The 19706-nt window shown below is 64.5% G+C and carries 16 protein-coding genes; 3 read left to right on the top strand and 13 right to left on the bottom strand.

Features of this window, described 5'->3' with window-relative positions:
* The first annotated feature begins 20 nt into the window (after positions 1 to 20).
* Positions 21 to 2057: a sensor histidine kinase gene (locus ACPRTJ_RS15395; protein ID WP_426427087.1), complete on the top strand. Its 2037-nt coding sequence runs from the start codon at positions 21 to 23 to the stop codon at positions 2055 to 2057.
* Positions 2058 to 2059: 2 nt separating this feature from the next.
* Entirely contained in the window at positions 2060 to 2620 is a 561-nt protein-coding gene (locus ACPRTJ_RS15390; protein WP_426427086.1) for a cob(I)yrinic acid a,c-diamide adenosyltransferase, read from the top strand.
* A gap of 78 nt (positions 2621 to 2698) precedes the next feature.
* On the opposite strand, the gene ACPRTJ_RS15385 is transcribed toward ACPRTJ_RS15390, so the two are convergent.
* From ACPRTJ_RS15385 to secA, 4 genes are all read right to left on the bottom strand, one after another.
* On the bottom strand, positions 2699 to 3643 hold the full coding sequence (locus tag ACPRTJ_RS15385) for a Nudix family hydrolase (protein ID WP_043862078.1): 945 nt from the start codon (positions 3641 to 3643) through the stop codon (positions 2699 to 2701).
* Entirely contained in the window at positions 3640 to 4272 is a 633-nt protein-coding gene (locus ACPRTJ_RS15380) for a glutathione S-transferase (protein ID WP_088515537.1), read from the bottom strand. The genes ACPRTJ_RS15385 and ACPRTJ_RS15380 overlap by 4 nt, the downstream gene beginning before the upstream one ends.
* Before the next feature lie 101 nt (positions 4273 to 4373).
* On the bottom strand, positions 4374 to 5591 hold the full coding sequence (argJ, locus tag ACPRTJ_RS15375; RefSeq protein ID WP_258659932.1) for a bifunctional glutamate N-acetyltransferase/amino-acid acetyltransferase ArgJ: 1218 nt from the start codon (positions 5589 to 5591) through the stop codon (positions 4374 to 4376).
* Positions 5592 to 5715: 124 nt separating this feature from the next.
* Entirely contained in the window at positions 5716 to 8451 is a 2736-nt protein-coding gene (secA, locus tag ACPRTJ_RS15370; RefSeq protein WP_054914834.1) for a preprotein translocase subunit SecA, read from the bottom strand.
* A 262-nt stretch (positions 8452 to 8713) separates the two neighbouring features.
* Between secA and ACPRTJ_RS15365 the strand changes: the two genes are divergently transcribed.
* Entirely contained in the window at positions 8714 to 9163 is a 450-nt protein-coding gene (locus ACPRTJ_RS15365; RefSeq protein WP_054914835.1) for a DUF721 domain-containing protein, read from the top strand.
* Between the two features lie 99 nt (positions 9164 to 9262).
* On the opposite strand, the gene lpxC is transcribed toward ACPRTJ_RS15365, so the two are convergent.
* From lpxC to murD, 9 genes are all read right to left on the bottom strand, one after another.
* Complete coding sequence (gene lpxC, locus ACPRTJ_RS15360; protein ID WP_043862073.1) at positions 9263 to 10174, bottom strand: UDP-3-O-acyl-N-acetylglucosamine deacetylase; 912 nt, start codon at positions 10172 to 10174, stop codon at positions 9263 to 9265.
* 112 nt (positions 10175 to 10286) lie between these two features.
* Positions 10287 to 11477 (bottom strand): cell division protein FtsZ, encoded by a 1191-nt coding sequence (gene ftsZ, locus ACPRTJ_RS15355; protein ID WP_043862072.1) that lies wholly within the window; start codon positions 11475 to 11477, stop codon positions 10287 to 10289.
* 56 nt (positions 11478 to 11533) lie between these two features.
* Positions 11534 to 12787 (bottom strand): cell division protein FtsA, encoded by a 1254-nt coding sequence (gene ftsA, locus ACPRTJ_RS15350; RefSeq protein ID WP_043862071.1) that lies wholly within the window; start codon positions 12785 to 12787, stop codon positions 11534 to 11536.
* Between the two features lie 15 nt (positions 12788 to 12802).
* A complete protein-coding gene (locus ACPRTJ_RS15345) occupies positions 12803 to 13669 on the bottom strand; it encodes a cell division protein FtsQ/DivIB (protein WP_058540880.1) in 867 nt (288 codons plus the stop codon).
* Between the two features lie 4 nt (positions 13670 to 13673).
* Complete coding sequence (locus ACPRTJ_RS15340; protein WP_043862069.1) at positions 13674 to 14630, bottom strand: D-alanine--D-alanine ligase; 957 nt, start codon at positions 14628 to 14630, stop codon at positions 13674 to 13676.
* On the bottom strand, positions 14627 to 16081 hold the full coding sequence (gene murC / locus ACPRTJ_RS15335; protein ID WP_275728606.1) for a UDP-N-acetylmuramate--L-alanine ligase: 1455 nt from the start codon (positions 16079 to 16081) through the stop codon (positions 14627 to 14629). Before murC ends, ACPRTJ_RS15340 begins: the two co-directional genes overlap by 4 nt.
* Positions 16074 to 17153 (bottom strand): undecaprenyldiphospho-muramoylpentapeptide beta-N-acetylglucosaminyltransferase, encoded by a 1080-nt coding sequence (gene murG, locus ACPRTJ_RS15330; RefSeq protein ID WP_104571975.1) that lies wholly within the window; start codon positions 17151 to 17153, stop codon positions 16074 to 16076. Before murG ends, murC begins: the two co-directional genes overlap by 8 nt.
* Positions 17143 to 18357: a putative lipid II flippase FtsW gene (ftsW, locus tag ACPRTJ_RS15325; RefSeq protein WP_054914837.1), complete on the bottom strand. Its 1215-nt coding sequence runs from the start codon at positions 18355 to 18357 to the stop codon at positions 17143 to 17145. Before ftsW ends, murG begins: the two co-directional genes overlap by 11 nt.
* Positions 18354 to 19700, bottom strand: a complete 1347-nt coding sequence (murD, locus tag ACPRTJ_RS15320; protein ID WP_104571974.1) for a UDP-N-acetylmuramoyl-L-alanine--D-glutamate ligase — start codon at positions 19698 to 19700, stop codon at positions 18354 to 18356. Before murD ends, ftsW begins: the two co-directional genes overlap by 4 nt.
* Positions 19701 to 19706: the final 6 nt, after the last annotated feature.

The following is a 19706-nucleotide window of genomic DNA, read 5'->3' as shown; positions in this document are numbered from 1 at the left end:
CACAGGATCACGCCGTCACCATGCCCTTGCGCGAACGCCTGGAAAACCTGCCGGTCGGCCAGAAGCTGCTGGCCGCCCTGCTGGTGCTGCTGATCACCATTCTGCTGGTGGCCAACCTGACCTTCATCAGCGCCGCCTACTGGATCTCCCAGGAGGCCATGGCGCCCCAGGCCCTGCAGACCATCGGCCGCCTGGTATCGCACCCGGAGCTGGCACAGCGCGCCGCCGACTCGCCAGAGGCGGCCAACGACCTGCTCAAGGAACTGGACAGCTACACCCCGCTGCGCGCCGCCGCGCTGTATGGCAGCGACGGCAAGCTGCTGGCGCAGTTGCAGCACGGCGAACCCCTGGCAGTGCCCAAGCGCTACCGCAACATCGAAAGCTGGCGCCTGACCGAGTTTCGCAGCACCCAGCTGGTAACCCTGCCGCGCCCCGGCAGCCCGCCCGGGCATCTGCTGCTGGTGGCCAGCAGCGAGCTGCCGATGGCCTTCTATACCGGCACACTGACCGCCAGCCTGGGCATCCTGGTGTTCAGCATCCTGCTATGGATGCTGATTGCGCGGCAGATCAAGCGCCTGATCACCCAGCCGATCTACCAGCTCGAACAGCTCTCGCGCCAGGTAACCCGCGAAGAGAACTATGCCCTGCGCGCGCGCCCCGGCAACCGCGACGAAATCGGCAGCCTGGCCGAGGCGTTCAACACCATGCTGTCGCGCATCGAAGCCCGCGAACAGCAACTCAAGCGCGCCCGCGATGAATTCCAGACCGCCTATGACCAGGCCCAGGGCCTGGCCGAGGAAACCCGTCACACCAACCGCAAGCTGGAACTCGAAGTACAGGTGCGCAGCAAGATCGAGCGCAAGCTCACCGGCTTTCAGAACTACCTCAACAGCATCATCGACTCCATGCCCTCGGCACTGATCGCCCTGGACGAACAGCTCTACGTGACCCAGTGGAACCAGGAGGCCAGCGCGCTTTCCGGCACGCCGCTGGACGAGGCGCTGAACCAGCCGATCTTCCTCGCGTTCGAGCCGCTCAAGCCGTTCCTGCCGCAGCTCAAGGAAAGCGTCGAGAAGCACCGCGTGGCCAAGATCGAGCGGGTCACCTGGACCAGGGGCGACGATGCGCGCCACTACGCCCTGACCTTCTACCCGCTGATGGGCGGTGGCGGGCGCGGCGTGGTGATTCGCATCGACGACATCACCCAGCGCCTGTCGCTCGAAGAGATGATGGTGCAGTCGGAGAAGATGCTCTCGGTCGGTGGCCTGGCAGCTGGCATGGCCCACGAGATCAACAACCCGCTGGGGGCGATCCTGCACAACGTGCAGAACATCCGTCGACGCCTGTCCCCCGACCTGCCGAAGAACCTGGAGCAGGCCAGCGAAACCGGCATCGACCTGGGTACGGTCAACCAGTACCTGGAAAACCGCCAGGTACCCCAGTTGCTCGATGGCATCCAGCAGGCCGGCGCACGGGCGGCCAAGATCGTCACCCACATGCTCAGCTTCAGCCGCCGCAGCAACCGCCAGATGGCACCGTGCGACCTGCCGGCATTGATCGACCAGGCGGTGGAGATCGCCGGCAACGACTTCGACCTGACCGAAGGCTTCGACTTCAAGGGCCAGGCCATCGTGCGCCAGTTCGACCCGGCCCTGGGCCCGGTGCCCGGCACCGCCAACGAGCTGGAACAGGTGCTGCTCAACCTGCTCAAGAACGCCGCCCAGGCGATTCACCAGCGCGAAGACGACAGCGAACCGGGGCGTATCATCCTGCGTACCCGGCTCAACCCGCCGTGGGCCGAGATCCAGGTCGAAGACAACGGCGTGGGCATGCCCGAGGCGGTGCGCAAGCGCACCTTCGAGCCGTTCTTCACCACCAAGGAAATCGGCCAGGGCACTGGCCTGGGCCTGTCGGTGTCGTATTTCATCATCACCAACAACCACAAGGGCCAGATGGAGGTGCAGTCGGCGCCAGGTCAGGGCACGTGCTTCACCTTGCGCCTGCCGCTGAGCAACCTGCCGATGCCACCCCCCAGCCCGCCAACGATGGAGTCATGAGCATGGGTTTTCGCTTGTCGAAGATTTACACCCGCACCGGCGACAAGGGCGAAACCGGCCTGGGCGACGGCCGTCGCGTCGCCAAGGACCATCCGCGCATCGAGGCCATCGGCGAGGTGGACACGCTCAACAGCCAGCTGGGCGTGTTGCTGGCAGGCCTGGCCGAGCAACACCTGGACGAGGTGGTCGAAGTGCTGGCGCCGTGTCAGCATCGGCTGTTCGACCTGGGTGGTGAGCTGGCGATGCCCAGTTACCAGGCCTTGAACGAGGCCGAGGTACAGCGCCTGGAAGCGGCGATCGACCACTGGAACGAAGAGCTGGGGCCTCTGGAGAACTTCATTCTGCCGGGCGGTTCGGCGCTGATTGCCCAGGCGCATGTATGCCGCAGCCTGGCCCGCAGTGCGGAGCGGCGGTGTCAGCAGTTGAATGCGGCAGAGCCGCTGGCTGGGGTGGGGCTGGCGTACATCAATCGGCTGTCGGACTTGCTGTTCGTGTCGGCGCGGGTGATTGCGCGGCGCCAGGGGGTGGCGGAGGTGTTGTGGCAGGCTGCGGCCAGGCCATGACGCCGCTTCGCCGGCAAGGCCGGCTCCTACAAAGGTCAGCGCCGTCTGTAGGAGCCGGCCTTGCCGGCGAGGCTTCACTCAGGCCTCAGGCCAGAACGCCCGAATTCCGGCCACGCCTTGGGCGCCGAACTGCCAGGCCCGCTCGCAATCAGCCGGCCCCACGCCACCCAGCACATACACCGGCCGGTTGAAGCCTTCGATCAGCTCGCTGGCCTGCTCCCAGCCCAACGGTACCGCCTCGGGATGCGTCTGGGTCGCCTGCACCGGCGACAGGGTGACGAAATCCACCCCCATCTGCTCGGCCAGCGCCAGTTCTTCGGCGTTGTGACACGACGCGGCCAGCCAGCGCTCCCTGGGGAACGGTCGGCCCTTGGGCGCATATTTGCGCAACTGCTCGGCCGTAAGGTGCCACCCTGCCGCCGGGAAATCGCCCAGCCACTCCAGCGGCCCCTTGAGCATCAACTGCGCCTTGCCGGCACACAGCCCCACCGCATCCACCGCCACATCGCGGTACTTGGGGTCGTAGCCGTTGGGCGCACGCAACTGCACCAGCTTGATCCCGCCGGCAATCGCCTTCTGGATGCCGCGCAGCAACTGCGGGGCTTCCAGTTCGCCCGGGGTGATCAGGTAGTGGCCAGGCAACCGCGCGGCCGCCACGATGGGCTGGTTGGCTTCAGGGAAGTCGTATTGCGGCAGTTCGCGTGGCGACACCCAGGCCAGTGGCTGGCCTTCGGCGCCATGGGGCTCGCCGGTAAAGCCGTCGACCTCCCACACGTCCAGCAGCACCTGCTTGTCGGGGTAGTCGTGACGCACCTTGATCAAGGGCCGTGCACGGGTCACGACGATGCCCAGTTCCTCGTGCAGCTCGCGGGCCAGGGCGATCTCGACCGCCTCCCCCGCCTCCACCTTGCCGCCGGGAAACTCCCACAGGCCGCCCTGATGCTGGCTGTCGGCACGGCGCGCAATCAGGATGCGCCCATCGGTGCCACGGATCACCGCAGCGGCAACATGCACCCGCTTCACGACGCACGCTCCGCCAGCGCAGCCTGCTGCCAGGCCTGGAAGGCCGGCCACTGGTAGATGGCCTCGACGTAGGCGGCGGCTGCCGCTGGCAGTTCGACACGGTAGCTGCGCAGGCGCACCGCCACCGGGGCGAAGAAGGCGTCGGCCAGGCTCAGTTCGCCGAACAGGTACGGGCCCGGGGTCTTGGCCACCAGGCGGCACTCGGACCACAGCGCGACGATGCGATCGATGTCGATCTGCACCTCGAGTGGAATGCTCTCAAGGGCCTGATCGTGGTCCAGGTTCATCGGCATGGTGCTGCGCAGGGCGAAGAAGCCACTGTGCATCTGCGCGCAGGCCGAACGCGCCTGGGCCCGGGCAGCGATGTCGCTGGGCCACAGGTTGGCTTCAGGGTGGCGCTCGGCCAGGTATTCGGCGATTGCCAGAGAATCGGCGATGGTGCCGTGTTCGGACTTGAGCAGGGGCACCTTGCCGGTGGCGGAGTGCGCAAGGATGCGCTGGCGGGTATCGGGCTGGTTGAGGGTGATCAGCAGTTCGGTGTAGGGCACCCTGGCCAGTTCGAGGGCCAGGGCGGCGCGCAGCGACCAGGAGGAATACAGCTTGTCGCCGATGATCAGTTGGTAGCTCATGGGTGGGCTCCATCGGGATGTGCGGGGGCCTATCGCGGGTCAAGCCCGCTCCCACAGGGTTACTGCAATCCTTGAGGGAGCGGGCTTGACCCGCAATACGGTCAGGTACGGTATTCGGCGTTGATCTTCACATACTCATGGGACAGGTCGGTGGTCCAGATCGTCTCGCTGCAGTCGCCACGCCCCAGGTCGATGCGGATGGTGATCTCTTCCTGGGCCATCACGGCCGAGCCCTGGGCCTCGGTGTAGGTGGCGTTGCGGCCGCCTTTGCTGGCGATGCACACATCGTCCAGGTACACGTCGATCAGGCTCACGTCCAGGTTCGGCACGCCAGCACGGCCCACAGCTGCCAGGATCCGGCCCCAGTTCGGGTCGGAGGCGAACAGCGCGGTCTTGATCAGCGGCGAATGCGCCACGGCATAGCCGACGTCCAGGCATTCCTGATGATTGCCACCACCGTTGACCTGAACGGTCACGAACTTGGTCGCGCCTTCACCGTCACGCACGATGGCCTGGGCCACTTCCATGCACACCTCGAACACCGCCTTTTTCAACGCGTCGAACAGCGGGCCGCGGGCTTCGGTCACTTCAGCCACGTCGGCCTTGCCGGTGGCGATCAGCATGCAGCAATCGTTGGTCGAGGTATCGCCGTCGATGGTGATGCGGTTGAACGACTTGTTGGCGCCGTCCAGCAGCAGGTCCTTGAGCACGGCCGGCGCCACCTTGGCGTCGGTGGCGATGTAGCCGAGCATGGTCGCCATGTTCGGGCGGATCATCCCGGCACCCTTGCTGATGCCGGTCACGGTGATGGTCACGCCGTCATGCTGGAACTGGCGGCTGGCCCCCTTGGGCAGGGTGTCGGTGGTCATGATGCCGGTGGCGGCCTCGGCCCAGTTGCTTTCCGACAGGTCGTCCAGGGCGGCCTGCAGCGCGCCTTCGATCTTCTCGACCGGCAGTGGCTCACCGATCACACCGGTGGAGAACGGCAGCACCGCATCGGCGTCGACACCCGCCAGCTCGGCCAGCCTGGCGCAGGTGCGCTCGGCAGCGGCCAGGCCGGGGGCGCCGGTACCGGCGTTGGCGTTGCCGGTGTTGGTCAGCAGGTAACGCACACTGCCCTGCACGCGCTGCTTGGCCAGGATCACCGGGGCAGCGCAGAACGCATTGAGGGTGAACACGCCGGCAACGCTGGAGCCTTCGGCGCAGCGCATTACCACAACGTCCTTGCGCCCGGGGCGCTTGATGCCCGCAGAGGCAATACCGAGTTCAAAACCTGGAACCGGGTGCAACGTTGGCAAAGGACCAAGACCGACAGCCATGAAAGCGCTCCTAGAAAAAAGGCGCCGGCTCGAGATACCGGCGCTTGAGATGGAACAACGCCGCGACGGTTGGGCCCGTCGCGGCGCGGTGTTCAGATATCAGCAGGGGGCAACAGCGGTGCGATCAGTCGATCTTGCCGTGGCACTGCTTGAACTTCTTGCCCGAACCGCACCAGCAGGGTTCGTTGCGACCCAGCTTCTGCTCGTTGCGCACCGGCGCTGCGGCCACGGCGACGTCGGCACCCTCCTCAAGCAGCTCGCCCGCTTCCAGGCCAGGGGCCTCGGCGTGCTGGAACTGCATGCGCTGGGCCAGCTCTTCGGCTTCGCGGCGCAGGCGTGCTTCCTCTTCGATCGGGTCTTCGCGGCGAACCTGAACGTGCGAGAGCACGCGGATGGTGTCGCGCTTGATCGAGTCCAGCAGTTCCTGGAACAGGGCAAACGACTCGCGCTTGTATTCCTGCTTCGGGTTCTTCTGGGCGTAGCCACGCAGGTGGATACCGTGGCGCAGGTGATCCATGGTCGACAGGTGGTCTTTCCACAGGTCGTCGATCACACGCAGCAGGATCTGCTTCTCGAAGGTACGCAGGGCATCGGCGCTGGCCTGCTCTTCCTTCTCGTTGTAGGCCGCCATCAGCTCGGCCATCAACTTCTCGCGCAGGGTCTCTTCGTACAGGTGGTCGTCTTCGTCCAGCCACTGCTGGATCGGCAGCTTGACCCCGAAATCGCTGGCCAGTGCCGCTTCCAGGCCCGGCACGTCCCACTGCTCGGGCAGCGACTGTGGCGGAATGTGCTGGGCCACGGTGGCATCGAGCACTTCCTGGCGGAACTCGGCGATGGTATCGCCGATGTTGGTCGCCGCCAGCAGGCTGTTGCGCATGTGGTAGATGACCTTACGCTGCTCGTTGGCCACGTCGTCGAATTCGAGCAGTTGTTTGCGGATGTCGAAGTTGCGACCTTCGACCTTGCGCTGGGCCTTCTCGATGGCGTTGGTGACCATGCGGTGCTCGATGGCCTCGCCGGACTGCATGCCCAGGGCCTTCATGAAGTTCTTGACCCGGTCGGAGGCGAAGATGCGCATCAGGCTGTCTTCCAGCGACAGGTAGAAGCGGCTCGAGCCCGGGTCGCCCTGACGGCCGGAACGGCCACGCAACTGGTTGTCGATACGGCGCGATTCGTGGCGCTCGGAGGCGATCACGTGCAGACCACCGGACTCGATCACCTGCTGGTGACGCTTCTGCCAGTCGGCCTTGACCTGGGCAACCTGCTCGGGCGTCGGGTTGTCCATGGCAGCCACTTCGACTTCCCAGTTGCCGCCCAGCAGGATGTCGGTACCACGACCGGCCATGTTGGTGGCGATGGTCAGTGCACCCGGGCGACCGGCCTGGGCGATGATCTCGGCTTCCTTCTCGTGGAACTTGGCGTTCAGGACCTTGTGATCGATGCCTTCCTTGATCAGCAGGTTGGACATGTGCTCGGAGGTTTCGATGGTGGCGGTACCCACCAGCACCGGACGCCCGGAAGCCATGCTCTCCTTGATGTCGGCGATGATCGCGGTGTACTTCTCTTCGGCGGTCAGGTAGACCAGGTCGTTGAAGTCCTTGCGCGCCAGCGGCTTGTTCGGCGGGATCACCATCACGTTGAGCTGGTAGATCTGGGCGAATTCGAACGCTTCGGTGTCAGCGGTACCGGTCATGCCGGACAGCTTGTTGTACAGGCGGAAGTAGTTCTGGAACGTGGTCGAGGCCAGGGTCTGGCTCTCGGGCTGGATGTTCAGGTTTTCCTTGGCCTCGATGGCCTGGTGCAGGCCCTCGGACAGGCGACGGCCCGGCATGGTGCGGCCGGTGTGCTCGTCGATCAGCAGGATCTGGCCGTCCTGCACGATGTACTCGACATTGCGGTGGAACAGCTTGTGGGCACGCAGGCCGGCATACACGTGGGTCAGCAGGCCCAGGTTGTGCGCCGAGTAGAGGCTCTCGCCCTCGGCCAGCATGCCGACCTGGGTGAGCATCTCTTCGATGTACTGGTGGCCGGCTTCGTTGAGTTCGACCTGGCGGGTCTTCTCGTCGATGCTGTAGTGGCCTTCCTGGGTGACCTGGCCTTCGACCTCTTCGATGTGCTGCTTGAGCTGCGGGATCAGCTTGTTGATCTCGATGTACAGCTTGGAGCTGTCTTCGGCCTGGCCGGAGATGATCAGCGGGGTACGGGCTTCGTCGATCAGGATGGAGTCGACTTCGTCGATCACGGCGAAATTCAGCTCGCGCTGGAATTTCTCTTCCATGCTGAACGCCATGTTGTCGCGCAGGTAGTCGAAACCGAATTCGTTGTTGGTGCCGTAGGTGATGTCGGCGGCATAGGCGATGCGCTTTTCTTCCGGCGGCTGGAACGGGGTGACCACACCCACGGTGAGGCCCAGGTATTCATACAGAGGGCGCATCCAGTTGGCGTCGCGGCGGGCCAGGTAGTCGTTGACCGTGACCACGTGCACGCCCTTGCCGGACAGCGCGTTGAGGTACACGCCCAGGGTCGCCACCAGGGTCTTGCCTTCACCGGTACGCATCTCTGCGATCATGCCCTCGTGCAAGGTCATGCCACCGATCAGCTGTACATCGAAGTGACGCATGCCCATGACCCGCTTGCCGGCCTCGCGCGCAACGGCGAAGGCTTCGGGCAACAGTTGGTCAAGGGTCTCGCCTTTGGCCAGGCGCTCTTTGAACGCTGCGGTCTTGGCCCGCAACTGCTCGTCCGTCAGGGCGACCATCTGCTCTTCGAAGGCATTGACGATCTGTACCGTCTTGAGCATGCGTTTGACTTCACGCTCGTTCTTGCTTCCAAAAAGTTTTTTTAACAAAGGCGCAAACATATTGGCAGGATCTTCCACACGTAGGGATGGAGGGCGGCCCCGTGAGTCGCCCGTGCAGCCCTTATGGCCGCATGCGAACGAGCATTCTACCCGGAAACGATGGTGAGGAAAGTGGCGGATTTCCACGATGCTGGCACAGCGCTTTTGACGGGGCTTTTTTACAATAAGGCCTTTTTCGCCAACTTCAACCCATCGTCACATGAAGAATTACCGGCGGGGCGATCTGTTAAGATGGCGCCACTGTACTTTTCGGACCCTGCCCATGGCTTTTCGCCCCCTGCCCGCCCGTGCACCCGCCGTGCTTTTGCGTGAAGCGCGACCGCTCAAGGCCCTGTTCAGCCAGGCCCAGCGCCTGGCCCAGCTGCAGCGCCTGGTAGAGAGCCAGTTGCAGCCGGCAGCGCGTGAGCATTGCCATGTGGCCTCGTGGCGCGAGGGTACGCTGCTGCTGATCGTCACCGACGGGCACTGGGCCACGCGCCTGCGTTACCAGCAGAAACGCCTGCTGCGCCAGTTGCAGATGATGGAGGCCTTCAGCAGCCTGACCCGCATCAATTTCAGGGTGCAGCCGGTGGCCGGTGTGGCACCCGCGGCGGGGCACCCGATGGACATCTCGACACGTTCGGCGCAGAACATCCACGCTACGGCCGAAGGGATCACCGACCCCAAGCTCAAGGCGGCGCTGGAGCGCCTGGCCAGGCACGGCAAGGGATAGACGAGCGCACAGCGCTCGCAAACCTGCGACTGCGCTGCAATAAAAAAGGGCCACCCGAAGGCAGCCCCAAAAAATAACTAAAGAAGAGAGAGTTCGTACTTACACTGCCGCAACCGGACGCATGTAAGAGATCGGTGCCGTGCTGGCATCTTCGAACGTCACCACTTCCCACGCATCGGTTTCCTCGATCAGCTTGCGCAGCAGCTGATTGTTCAGCGCGTGTCCGGACTTGTAGCCCTTGAACTCGCCGATCAGGCTGTTGCCCAGCAGGTAGAGGTCGCCAATCGCATCGAGGATCTTGTGCTTGACGAATTCGTCTTCGTAGCGAAGGCCGTCTTCGTTGAGCACGCCATCCTTGTCCACGACGATGGCGTTTTCCACGCTGCCGCCGAGGGCGAGGTTGTGCTTGCGCAGGTACTCGATGTCACTCATGAACCCGAAGGTACGGGCGCGGCTGACTTCCTTCACGAACGAGGTGCTGGAAAAGTCCACGCTGGCACTCTGGGTCCGGTTGTGGAACACCGGGTGGTCGAAATCGATCTCGAAACTCACCTTGAACCCTTCGAAAGGCAGGAAAGTGGCGCGCTTGTCGCCGTCTTCCACTGTCACTTCACGCAGGATGCGGATGAACTTCTTGGCTGCGTCCTGTTCTTCCAGGCCGGCAGATTGAATCAGGAATACAAAGGGCCCGGCGCTGCCGTCCATAATTGGCACTTCGGACGCGGAGAGCTCGACGTAGGCGTTATCGATGCCCAGGCCAGCCATGGCCGAGAGCAGGTGCTCTACCGTGTCTACCTTGGTATCGCCATTGACCAGTGTCGTGGACATGGTCGTCTCGCCGACGTTTTCCGCACGGGCAGGGATCTGCACCACAGGGTCGAGGTCGGCACGGCAAAATACGATGCCGGTATCCACAGGGGCGGGCTTGAGGGTCAGGTAAACCTTTTCCCCGGAGTGCAGGCCGACACCTGTGGCACGGATGATATTTTTCAGGGTGCGTTGTTTAATCATGGCATTGGCCGCTTCAGCGCAAATTGCGAACTGGTATCAACAAAGGCTGAGGATAATAGCAGACCCGGCCTTTGCTGAACACCAATCACCTTCATAGCCCTGATAAATTCCATTAATCGGCCTGACGACGCAGGAAAGCCGGGATATCCAGATAATCCAGGTCGTCCTGCGGGTTCAGCTTCTGTGCCGCAGCGGCCCCGGCGTGAGCCTGGTTGCGCATGACGGTCGGACGCTCCAGATCGCGGTAGTTGACCGAAGGTTGCTCCGGACGGGCCGGTGCAGGGGCTGGGGTCTGTACAGCGGACGCTTGCAGGGTGTTGTCGATGACCTTGACCGGTTTCTCGATCTTGGCACCCAGGCCGGTGGCTACCACGGTGACGTGCAGCTCGTCGCGCATGTCCGGGTCGATGACGGTACCGACCTTGACCATGGCGTGGTCGGAGGCGAATGCCTCGATGATGCTGCCCACATCGGAGTATTCACCCAGCGACAGGTCAGGACCTGCGGTGATGTTCACCAGGATGCCGCGGGCGCCCTGCAGGTTGACGTCTTCGAGCAGCGGGTTGCGGATGGCCGCCTCGGTCGCTTCACGCGCACGGTTCGGACCGCTGGCGCAGCCGGTACCCATCATGGCCATGCCCATCTCGCTCATCACGGTACGCACGTCGGCGAAGTCGACGTTGATCATGCCCGGGCGCTTGATGATGTCGGAGATACCGCGAACGGCACCGGCGAGCACGTCGTCAGCCTTGGCGAAGGCCGACAGCAGGCTGGCATCCTTGCCCAGGATGGTCAGCAGCTTCTCGTTCGGAATGGTGATCAGCGAATCGACGCTGTCGGCCAGGGCACGGATGCCCTCGTCGGCGATCTGCATGCGCTTGCGACCTTCGAACGGGAACGGACGGGTCACCACCGCAACGGTGAGGATGCCCATTTCCTTGGCCACTTCGGCGATGATCGGAGCAGCACCGGTACCGGTACCGCCGCCCATGCCGGTGGTGATGAACACCATGTTGGTGCCTTGCAGCACTTCGGCGATGCGCTCACGGTCTTCCAGCGCGGCCTGACGACCGACTTCCGGATTGGCACCTGCACCCAGGCCCTTGGTCACGCCGGTACCCAGTTGCAGGATGGTGCGCGCGCCGATGTTTTTCAGCGCTTGAGCATCGGTGTTGGCGCAGATGAATTCGACGCCTTCGATGTTGCTCTTGACCATGTGATTGACGGCGTTGCCACCGCCGCCACCGACGCCGATCACTTTGATGACCGGGCTTTGCGGGACGTTGTCTACGAGCTCGAACATTTTCCCTCTCCTTTCAGTTCTCTAGTTTTTTGCGCCTACTACTACTGCTTTGAAACTTAAAAGTTGCCCTGGACCCAGCGCTTGAGTCGCTCAAGCACCGGGGCCTTCGGTTCATCGCCATAGCTGTTGCTGCTGATACCGGTCAGGGTCACGCCTTCGGACTGCTTCTGCAGGCCATAGGTCAGAAGGCCCACGCCGGTGGAATAGATGGGGTTGCGCACCACGTCGCTCAGACCCCGCACGGTGTAAGGCACGCCCAGGCGTACCGGCATGTGGAAAATCTCTTCGGCCAGTTCCACCGCGCCTTCCATCTTGGCGGTACCGCCGGTGAGCACGATGCCGGCCGGCACCAGGTCTTCGTAGCCACTGCGACGCAGTTCGGCCTGGATCAGGGTGAACAGTTCGTCGTAGCGTGGCTCGACCACTTCGGCCAGGGCCTGGCGCGACAGTTCGCGCGGCGGACGATCGCCCACGCTCGGCACCTTGATGGTTTCGCCGGCGCCGGCCAGCTTGGCCAGGGCACAGGCGTAGCGGATCTTGATCTCTTCGGCGTACTGGGTGGGGGTACGCAGCGCCATGGCGATGTCGTTGGTCACCTGGTCGCCGGCAATCGGAATCACCGCCGTGTGGCGGATGGCGCCCTCGGTGAAGATCGCGATGTCGGTGGTACCGCCGCCGATGTCCACCAGGCACACGCCCAGCTCTTTTTCGTCATCGGTCAGCACCGAGTAGGCCGAAGCCAGTTGCTCGAGGATGATGTCGTCGATTTCAAGGCCGCAGCGGCGCACGCATTTTTCGATGTTCTGTGCTGCATTGACCGCACAGGTGACCACGTGCACCTTGGCTTCCAGGCGCACGCCGGACATGCCCAGCGGCTCGCGCACGCCTTCCTGGTTGTCGATCACGTAGTCCTGCGGCAGGGTGTGCAGCACCCGCTGGTCGGCCGGGATGGCCACGGCCTGGGCCGCGTCCAGCACCCGCTCCAGGTCCGCCGCGCTGACTTCGCGATCGCGGATGGCGACGATACCGTGGGAGTTCAGGCTGCGGATGTGATTGCCCGCCACGCCGACGAACGCCGAGTGAATCCGGCAGCCAGCCATCAGTTGGGCCTCTTCGACGGCGCGCTGGATCGACTGCACGGTGGATTCGATATTGACCACCACGCCCTTCTTCAGCCCGCGCGATGGATGGGTGCCGATACCGACGATTTCCAAGGTGCCATCGGCGGCCACTTCGCCCACCAGTGCAACCACCTTGGACGTACCGATATCCAGCCCGACGATCATTTTGCCGCTATGCGCATTTGCCATGGGTCCTGCCTCTCTCTAATTCTTCGCAACAGCGGGTTGGGCTGTCGTCGGTGCATTCGGTTCCCGCCAGCCAACGGCCAGGCCATTGGCGTAACGCAGATCGATGCGGGCGATGTTCGTGATCTGTTCTTTGAGCGTCTTGTCGTAAATGGCAATGAAGCGGCGCATCTTTTCCACCAGATGGTCGCGCCCCAGCAGCAACTCGATACCCGGCCCGGCGCTGCCGGCACCGGTGGTCAGGAACCAGCTGCCCCGCTCGCGCAGTTCCAGCCGGGCGATCGAGAAGCCCATGGGCCGCAACATCTGGCTCAGTACCTGATATTGCTGCATCACTTGCTGCTGCGCCCGCTGCGGCCCGAACAGCTGCGGCAGGTGCTCGTAGTTGGCCAGCTCGCGCGGGGTGAAGGCCTGGCCCTGGTTGTTGAGCAGGGCCTCGTCGCCCCAGCGCGCCACCGGCAGCTGTTCCTCGAGGCGGATCACCACTTCGTCCGGCCACACGCGGCGCACTTCGGCATGCGCGATCCACGGCATCTGCTCGAGCTCGGTGCGCATGCTGGCCAGGTCGACGGTGAAGAAGCTGGCGGCCACATAGGGCGCGATACGCTGCTGCACGGCCTGCTGGCTGATGTAGCTCAGGTCGCCCTGCACGGCGATCTTGGTGATCGGCCGGTCGGCATACGGCATCAGGCGCTGTGCGCCCTCGTAGGCACCGAACCCGGCCGCTACCAGCAGAACCGGCCACAGCAGACGCTTGAACACGCTGAAATTGGCCTTGGGCAGGCGCGCCGACAGTGGCTCCTTGGCCACCATCCGGCTGGCACCGCGCGGCACCGGCTTGCGGCCGGTGGCGGGTTGCTGATGACGTACCATCGCGCCTTGCATGGGCTTAACCTCGCGCCTCGACGCTGGCCGCCAGGATCGCCAGCACCAACTGCTGGAAGTCCAGGCCGGCCGCGCGTGCCGCCATTGGGACCAGGCTGTGATCGGTCATGCCTGGTGCGGTGTTGACTTCCAGAGGCCAGAAGTTGCCCTGCTCGTCCTGCATCACGTCCAGACGACCCCAGCCGGCAATGCCGATGGCGTCGCACGCACGTGCGGTCAGTTCGATCAGTTCCTGTTCCTTGGCAGCGTCCAGGCCGCACGGAATGCGGTACTGGGTATCGTTGGCGACGTACTTGGCGTCGTAGTCGTAGAACGTGTGCGGGGTGCCCAGCGCAATCGGCGGCAGCACCTGGCCGCGCAGCACGGCAATGGTGAACTCCGGACCGTGAATCCATTGTTCAACCAATACTTGCGAGTCGTAGGTGGCGGCGTCCTTCCAGGCAACGATCAATTCTTCGACGCTGCTCACTTTCGCCATACCGATACTGGAGCCTTCATGGGCCGGTTTGACGATCAAAGGGAAGCCCAGTTCCGCGCCCGCAGAAATACAGTCTTGCTCGCTGGCCAGCACCGCGTGGTGCGGGGTTGGAATACCCAGGCTTTTCCACACCTGTTTGGTGCGCAACTTGTCCATCGCCAGGGCCGACGCCAGGATGCCGCTGCCGGTGTAGGGGATACCCAGGCACTCGAGCAGGCCCTGCATGCTGCCGTCTTCACCGCCACGGCCGTGGAGAATGATGAAGGCGCGGTCGAGCTTCTCGCGCTGCAGGCGGTCGAGCAGATCGTCACCCACGTCGATGGCGATCACCTCGACGCCAGCGCTGGTGAGCGCCTCGATCACCGCGGCGCCGGACTTGAGCGACACCTCGCGCTCGGCGCTCTTGCCGCCGTACAGCACGCCGACACGGCCGAAGGCCTTCGGGTCGATGGTCGAGTGCAGCTTGGAGTATTGAGCAGTCATTTGGCCTTCCCTGCGGTGGTAACCGCGCCCGCGAACAATGGGCTTTTCAACAATTGCGGGGCCAGGCCACCGATGTCGCCGGCACCCTGGCACAGCAGGATGTCACCGGCACGCAGCAGCGGCTTGACCAGTGGCGCCAGCTCGATGCCGCGCTCGATGTAGATCGGGTCCAGCTGGCCACGCTGACGGATGCTGTGGCACAGCTGGCGGCTGTCGGCCCCCGGAATCGGCTCTTCGCCGGCCGGGTAGACCTCCATCAGCAGCAGCACGTTGGCATCGGCCAGCACCTGCACGAAGTCGTCGTACAGGTCGCGGGTACGGCTGTAGCGGTGCGGCTGGTAGACCATCACCAGGCGGCGCTCCGGCCAGCCACCGCGCACGGCCTTGATCACGGCCGCCACTTCGGTGGGGTGGTGACCGTAGTCGTCCACCAGCATCACGCTGCCACCGTCGACCGGCAGTTCGCCGTACACCTGGAAACGTCGGCCCACGCCCTGGAAGCCCGAAAGCCCCTGCACGATGGCCTCGTCGCTGATGCCCTCGTCGGTGGCGATGGCAATGGTGGCCAGTGCATTGAGCACATTGTGGTTGCCCGGCATGTTCACCGACACGTCCAGCGGCTCGCGGTCACGGCGCAGCACGGTGAAGTGGGTCTGCATGCCCGACTGGCGCACATTGATCGCGCGCACGTCGGCTTCTTCGGCAAAGCCGTAGGTCACTGCCGGGCGCTTGACCAGCGGCAGGATCTCGCGCACCACCGGATCATCCAGGCATACCACGGCCAGGCCGTAGAACGGCAGGTTGTGGAGGAACTCGACGAAGGTCTTCTTCAGCTTGTTGAAGTCGCCTTCATAGGTCGCCATGTGGTCGGCGTCGATGTTGGTGACCACGGCCACCAACGGCTGCAGGTGCAGGAAGCTGGCGTCGCTTTCGTCGGCTTCGGCGATCAGGTAGCGGCTGGTACCCAGTTGTGCATTGGTACCTGCTGCATTCAGCCGGCCACCGATCACGAAGGTCGGGTCCAGGCCGCCGGCGGCGAACACCGAGGCCAGCAGGCTGGTGGTGGTGGTCTTGCCGTGGGTACCGGCTACCGCGATGCCGTGACGATAGCGCATCAGTTCGGCGAGCATCTCGGCACGCGGTACCACGGGGATACGCCGCTCAAGGGCCGTCGCCACTTCCGGGTTGGCCGTATTGATGGCACTGGACACCACCAGTACATCGGCACTGGCGGCGTTCTCGGCGCGGTGGCCAAGGAAGATTTCGGCACCAAAGGACTCCAGGCGCTCGGTGACCGGCGAGGCCTTGAGGTCCGAGCCGGAAACCTGGTAACCTAGGTTGAGCAATACCTCGGCAATACCGCACATGCCCACGCCGCCGATACCGACGAAGTGGATGCGGCGGATACGGCGCATTTCAGGTTGCGGGATGGCTTTCTGGCTTTCAACCATGGGCCACCTCCAGGCAGATATCGACCACGGTGCTGGTAGCCGCGGGCTTGGCCAGGCGTCGTGCGGTGCTGGCCATGGTGTCGAGTTTTTGCGGTTGCATCAGTACCTCGTTCAGGCGTTCAGCGAGCTGCGCTGCGCCAGTTGTCGCTTGCGGCATCAGGAAGGCGGCGCCTTCACGTGCCAGATAGTGGGCGTTGTGGGTCTGGTGATCGTCGATGGCATGGGGCAGCGGCACCAGCATCGAGGGCAGACCGGCCGCAGCCAGTTCGCTGACGGTCAGCGCACCGGCCCGGCAGATCACCAGGTCGGCCCAGCCATAGGCGTGGGCCATGTCTTTGATGAACGGCTCTACCTGAGCCTCGATCCCGGCCTCGCGATAGCGCTCGGCGGTAATCTGGTCATGCTGCTTGCCGGCCTGGTGGAACACCTCGGGGCGCAGGGCCTCGGGTACCAGGGCCAGGGCCTGTGGCAACAGTTTGTTCAACGGTTCCGCGCCCAGGCTGCCGCCCAGCACCAGCAGGCGCGCGCGGCGCCCGGCCAGTGGCTCGCGCACAGGCTCCAGGAACAGCTCGCCGCGCACCGGGTTGCCGGTGGTGCGCAGTTTGTCGCTGGCCTCGAAGGTGTTCGGGAAAGCTTCGCAGACTCGGCCTGCCAGCGGCACCAGCAGCCGATTGGCGGTACCGGCCTTGGCGTTCTGCTCGTGGATCACCACGGGCACGCCAGCCAGCTTCGCCGCCACACCGCCCGGGCCGGTCACATAGCCGCCAAAGCCGACCACACACACCGGCTTGAGCCGACGGATGATGCGCCGCGCCTGCAGCACCGCCTTGAACAGGGTGAACGGCGCCTTGAGCAGCGACAGCTTGCCCTTGCCACGCAAGCCGGTGACCTGGATCAGGTGCAGTTGCAACCCGGCCTGGGGCACCAGCTCGTTTTCGATACCGCGTGGGGTGCCCAGCCAGTGCACGGTGTAACCGCGTGCCTGGAACTCACGGGCGCAGGCCAGGGCCGGGAACACGTGGCCCCCGGTGCCGCCTGCCATGATCAATACGTTTTTGCCTTCAACGGCCATGTCTTGGCTCCTCGGCAAAATCGCTCTCATCGAATTCATGTTCTTCGCTGCCCAGGTGCGTGCGGCTCTCCCACTCGATGCGCAGCAGCAGGCCCATGCACACGCAGCAGATCACCAGCGAGCTGCCGCCGTAGCTGAGGAACGGCAGGGTCAGGCCCTTGGTCGGCAGCAGGCCGACGTTCACCCCGATGTTGATCAGGAACTGGCCGATCCACAGGAAGGCCAGGCCGTAGGCCATGTAGGCGGCAAAGAACTGCTTGGCTTTCTCGGCCCACAGACCGATGTACATCGCGCGCAGGCTGACGAACACGAACAGCGCAACGGTCAGCAGCGAACCGACCACGCCCAGCTCTTCGGCCAGTACCGAGAACACGAAGTCGGTGTGTGCTTCGGGCAGGTAGAACTGCTTCTGCACGCTGTTGCCCAGGCCCACGCCCAGCCACTCACCGCGGCCGAAGGCAATCAGGGCCTGGGTCAGCTGATAGCCGGAACCGAATTGATCCGACCAGGGGTCGGTGAAGGTGATCAGGCGCGCCATCCGGTAGGGCTGCGCCTGTACCAGAATGAACACCGCCGCCACCGCCAGCACCACCATCAGGCTGAAGCGGAACAGCCCCACCCCGCCCAGGAACAGCATCGCCGCGGCGGCGCCCATCATCACCACCGTGGCGCCGAAGTCCGGCTCCATCAGCAGCAGGCCGGCCATCGGCAGCAGCACGATGAACGGCTTGAAGAAGCCCATCCAGCTCTCGCGTACCTCGGTCTGGCGGCGCACCAGGTAGCCCGCCAGGTAGATCACCACGAACACCTTGGCGATTTCGGAAGGCTGCACGTTGAAGAAGCTGAAGCCGATCCAGCGCATCGAGCCGTTCACTTCGCGGCCGATGCCCGGCACCAGTACCAGCACCAGCAACCCGAAGGCACCGACCAGCATCATGAAGCCCATGCGCTGCCAGGTGGCGATCGGCACCATCATGGTGACGACGCAGGCGACCAGGCCGATGGCCACGTACACCAGGTGACGGATCATGTGGTAAAGCGGGTTGCCCGACTGCAACGCGGCCACTTCCGAGGAGGCCGAGGTGATCATCACCAGGCCAAGGCCCAGCAGCGCCAGGCAGCCCGCGAGCATGGCGAAATCGAGGTCGATGCCGCGACCGGTGACCAGGGGGGACGGATAAGGCTTGATGATGCCGAAGATCATGCCAGCCCCTCCACGGCCTGGGCGAACAGGCGCCCACGCTCTTCGAAGTTCTTGAACATGTCCAGGCTTGCGCAGGCAGGCGACAGCAGCACGGCGTCGCCTGGCTGGGCCAGCGCGGCGCCCTGCTGCACGGCTTCGTCGAGGCTGCTGACGCGAATCAGCGGCACGCTGTCGCCCAATGCCTGGGCCAGGCGCTCGGCATCACGGCCCAGCAGCACCACGGCGCGGCAGTGCGCCGCCACCGGGGCACGCAGCGCCGAGAAATCCGCGCCCTTGCCGTCGCCGCCGGCCACCAGCACCAGCTTGCCGTCGATATCCGCACCCAGGCCTTCGATGGCCGCCAGCGCGGCACCGACGTTGGTGGCCTTGGAGTCGTCGTACCAGCTCACGCCGTCACGCTCGCGCAGCCACTGGCAACGGTGGGCCAGGCCGGCAAAGGTGCGCAGGCTGGCCAGCATGGCGTCGAACGGCAGGCCTGCGGCATGCCCCAGGGCCAGCGCCGCGAGGGCGTTGGACTGGTTGTGCGCACCACGGATCTTCAGCTCGCGCACCGGCATCAGGGTCTGGAACTCGAACGCCAGGTACTTCTCGCCGTTCTCTTCGCGCAGCCCGAAGCCCTTGAAGTCGGGCACATTCAGGCCGAACGTCCAGCACGGCACGTTTTCCATCGGCAGCGGACGGCTCAGGGCATCCTGGCGGTTGACCACCACCTGCCGTGCTCCCCGGAAGATCCGGTGCTTGGCCAGGTGATAGGCCGGCAGGCCGCTGTAGCGGTCCATGTGGTCTTCGCTGACGTTGAGCACGGTGGCCACTTCGGCATTCAGCTGATCGGTGGTCTCCAGCTGGAAGCTCGACAGCTCCATCACGTACAGCTCGATGGCGTCGTCCAGCAGGTCCAGTGCCGGGGTACCGAGGTTGCCGCCCACTGCCACACGTTTGCCTGCCGCAACGGCCATCTCCCCGACCAGGGTGGTGACGGTGCTCTTGGCATTGGAACCGCTGATGGCAATGATCGGCGCCTTGGCATTGCGCGCGAACAACTCGATGTCGCCCGACAGCTTCACGCCGCGCGCGGCCGCCTGCTGCAGGGCCGGGGTCGCAAGGGCCAGGCCGGGGCTGACGTACAGCTCGTCGGCACGGCACAGGAACTCCACATCCAGTTCGCCACAACGCACTTCCACCTGCGGGTAGTCGCGACGCAAGGTCGCCAGCTCCGGCGGGTTCTCGCGGGTGTCGGCCACCGCAAACGCAATGCCCCGGTTCGCCAGGAAGCGAACCAGGGACATGCCGCTCTTGCCGAGGCCGACAACGATGCGGAAGTGGTCAGACGCGATCAGGGACACTCGTTT

Origin of the sequence: Pseudomonas palmensis (assembly GCF_049942755.1) — a bacterium.
Classification (GTDB): Bacteria; Pseudomonadota; Gammaproteobacteria; order Pseudomonadales; family Pseudomonadaceae; genus Aquipseudomonas; species Aquipseudomonas palmensis.
The sequence above is the reverse complement of the archived record's forward strand: the minus strand, read 5'-3'. Positions and strand labels throughout refer to the sequence as shown.